This window comes from Allobosea rubneri, from assembly GCF_032464875.1.
Taxonomy (GTDB): domain Bacteria; phylum Pseudomonadota; class Alphaproteobacteria; order Rhizobiales; family Beijerinckiaceae; genus Allobosea; species Allobosea rubneri.
Genome location: NZ_JAWDID010000112.1, coordinates 1 through 2797, shown reverse-complemented (window position 1 = coordinate 2797; position 2797 = coordinate 1). Strand labels below are relative to the sequence as shown.

The window sequence follows — 2797 nt, the reverse complement described above, 5'->3', positions numbered from 1 at the left end:
GTGACAGGCCCTCCGGCGACAGGCCCGGCGGCCGAGGGCCCCGCCCCGGCGGCGGCAAAGGTGGCCCGCCGCGTTCCGGCGGTGGCGGCCGCGACCGGCGTGGCTGAGGCGGGCATGATGCCGAAAAGTGGGCCCCGGTTTTCGGATGACATCATGCCCATCCGACACGTGGCGATCTGATGCGGATCGTCGGCGGCCGCTTCGGCGGGCGGCCCCTCGCCAGTCCGAAGCCGGGGATCGGCGCGATCCGCCCAACTTCGGACCGGCTGCGGGAATCGCTCTTCAACGTGCTGGCGCATGGCTATGACGACGCCGTCGCCGGCGCGCGGGTGCTCGACCTGTTCGCCGGCACCGGCGCGATGGCCTTCGAGGCCTTGTCGCGCGGCGCCGCTTTCGCCCTCCTGGTCGATGACGGGGCGGAGGCGCGCGGGCTGATCCGCGAGAACCAGATGAATTTCGGCCTCGCCGGGGTCAGCCGGATCTTCCGGCGCGACGCGACGAAGCTCGGGCCGATCAGCGCGATGCCGCCCTTCGACCTCGTCTTCTGCGACCCGCCCTATCGCAAGGGGCTGGGCGAAAGGGCCCTCGCCTCGGCGCGCGAAGGCGGCTGGCTCGCCAAGGACGCGCTGGTGCTCTTCGAGGAAGCCGCCGGCGCGGAGATCGCCCTACCCGAAGGCTTCGAGGAACTGGATCGCCGGGACTATGGCGAGACGCAGGTGCGGTTTCTGCGGGCAGTGTGAAAGCGCTGGAACGCGAGTCATACCGGACGGAGCGAAGCGAATATCTGGGCCCCATGCCGGAGCTTTGCCGATTTAGGTTCCGGATGGGTCCCAGCTCTCCCTGCGGTCGCCCGGGACGACAAGAGCTTACTAGCCTCTCGAATGATAATCCGCGTAGGCAGTCGCCGACACCGGGCGGCGAGCGGGGATAATTTACACCTTATCCCCAGCCTGATTTTCGCGCTTAGTATCCGTATCCGTCCCGGAGATGCGCACGGATGCTTCCCAAACAATCGCTTTCCCAATCAAGCCGCCCAAGGCCGCTAAGCGCTCGCGCGCTGGCCTGCTACATTGCAGGCGAGCGCATGATGGCGGCCTTCGCCCGTCTTCAAGCGTTCACCGAAAAGGCCGGCTTCAACCCCGACCAGCCGCGTGCGCCTGGAGGTGGCCGTGGCAGCGGCCCCGGAGGTGGTCAATGGATCTATGTCGAGGGCTATGCCCAAGGTCGACAGCCGCGCATCGGCGACAATGGCGGGCCGCCATTGGATCCACCGCAGCCTCCCAAGGAGCCGAAGGATAAGCCCTCTCGTTTGCAGGCTGCCAAGACGCTCGCGAAGCAGCTCCTGCGGCGCGCCGGCCCGATTGGCGCTCTCCTCACCGCGATCGAGGTAGCTGAGCACTATTCTGAAATCCCTTCGATCACGTCCTATCAGGATGCGCCGAAAACACTTTCAGAGCTCCAGCAAAATGCCGGCAAGCGGCGTCCGGGTTATGAGGATCATCACATCGTCGAGCAAGGGGCTGGCGGACACGAAGGATTCTCACGCTCGCAGATCGACAGCTCTGATAATGTCGTCAGCGTGCCGAAATACAAGCATCATGAGATCACGGGCTGGTACAATACGAAAGACCCCCAGTTTGGTGGCCTTACGCCTCGCGAATATCTGCGCGGCAAGGACTGGGCCGAGCAAGTGCGGGTCGGACACTACGCGATGAGGAAATTCGGAGTGCTGAAATGAGCCTTTCCAAGCTCAAGCCCCTCTCAACGAGCGAACTCAAGCTACTCTTCGAACAGCTCTGCATCGAGCAATACAATGCCTTGGAACGCGATGAGATTGCCGCCTTCAACCGGCGCTATGACCGGATTCAGGCGATCCAAGATGAACTGAAGTCCCGCCCCGGGGACCAGCGCCGTGTCCTCATGGAACTGTTCGGTCATCGCAACATGCAAGTGCGGCTGACGGCTGCTCACGCCACACTCGCTCTCGACACTCTCGCGGCGCGCCGCGAGCTTCGGGCTATTGCCGACTCGAAATGGTATCCACAGGCTGCCAATGCCAGCATGGCTCTCGATAGCCTCGACAGCGGATTCTACAAGCCGACTTAGCGTGGTCGTCGCCCTCACCTTCTCCCGAACAGCTTCTCGATATCGCTGAGCTTGAGCTCGACATAGGTCGGGCGGCCGTGATTGCACTGGCCGGAATTCGGCGTCGCCTCCATCTCGCGCAGCAGCGCGTCCATCTCCTCCGGCCGCAGGCGGCGCCCGGCCCGAACCGAGTTGTGGCAGGCCATGGTCGCCAGCACATGGTCGAGCCGCCGTTCCAGGGAGCCGGCATCGCCATGTTCGGCCAGCGCATCGGCGACGTCGCGGACGATGCCCTGGAGATTGCCGCCGGCGATCGCGGCCGGCGCCTCGCGCACCAGCACGGCGCCGGGGCCGAAACTCTCGATAACGAGGCCGAGCGAGGCGAGATCGGGGGCGGCCGCGTTCAGTCGGTCGGCGTCGACCGGGTCGAGCTCGACCACCTCCGGCAGCAGCAAAGGCTGGCGGGCGATGCCGCTCTTCTCCCGCTCGGCCTTCAGGCGCTCATAGACCAACCGCTCATGCGCGGCGTGCTGGTCGACGATGACCATGCCGTCCCGGGTCTGGGCGATGAGATAGGTGCCGTGGACCTGGGCGCGGGCGGCGCCAAGCGGCCGGTCGAGCGCGTCCTGCGCCGGCTCGGCGAGATGCGCGCGGGCATCGGCCGAGGGCATGGCAAAATCGGAAAAGCCCGACTGCAGCGGTTCTGCCCGCG

4 protein-coding genes are annotated in these 2797 nt (G+C 65.8%); 3 read left to right on the top strand and 1 reads right to left on the bottom strand.

Features of this window, described 5'->3' with window-relative positions; translation table 11 throughout:
• Positions 1 to 179: 179 nt before the first annotated feature.
• The 3 genes from rsmD to RKE40_RS29395 all read left to right on the top strand — a co-directional run bounded on the left by rsmD (position 180) and on the right by RKE40_RS29395 (position 2106).
• Positions 180 to 740, top strand: coding sequence for a 16S rRNA (guanine(966)-N(2))-methyltransferase RsmD (rsmD, locus tag RKE40_RS29405; protein ID WP_316021700.1), 561 nt, complete (start codon positions 180 to 182; stop codon positions 738 to 740).
• Positions 741 to 1084: 344 nt separating this feature from the next.
• Positions 1085 to 1738, top strand: coding sequence for a hypothetical protein (locus tag RKE40_RS29400; protein ID WP_316021699.1), 654 nt, complete (start codon positions 1085 to 1087; stop codon positions 1736 to 1738).
• Positions 1735 to 2106: a DUF2019 domain-containing protein gene (locus RKE40_RS29395; RefSeq protein WP_316021698.1), complete on the top strand. Its 372-nt coding sequence runs from the start codon at positions 1735 to 1737 to the stop codon at positions 2104 to 2106. Before RKE40_RS29400 ends, RKE40_RS29395 begins: the two co-directional genes overlap by 4 nt.
• Before the next feature lie 14 nt (positions 2107 to 2120).
• On the opposite strand, the gene RKE40_RS29390 is transcribed toward RKE40_RS29395, so the two are convergent.
• Positions 2121 to 2797, bottom strand: a 677-nt coding sequence (locus tag RKE40_RS29390; protein ID WP_465248392.1) for a DNA mismatch repair MutL family protein, incomplete at its 5' end; no start/stop codon positions are given.

What these genes read in the sequence shown, in the direction of transcription:
- RKE40_RS29395 (WP_316021698.1), top strand. Translation starts at nt 1,735, where the DNA reads ATGAGCCTTTCCAAGCTCAAGCCCCTCTCAACGAGCGAACTCAAGCTA.
- rsmD (WP_316021700.1), top strand. Translation starts at nt 180, where the DNA reads ATGCGGATCGTCGGCGGCCGCTTCGGCGGGCGGCCCCTCGCCAGTCCG.
- RKE40_RS29400 (WP_316021699.1), top strand. Translation starts at nt 1,085, where the DNA reads ATGATGGCGGCCTTCGCCCGTCTTCAAGCGTTCACCGAAAAGGCCGGC.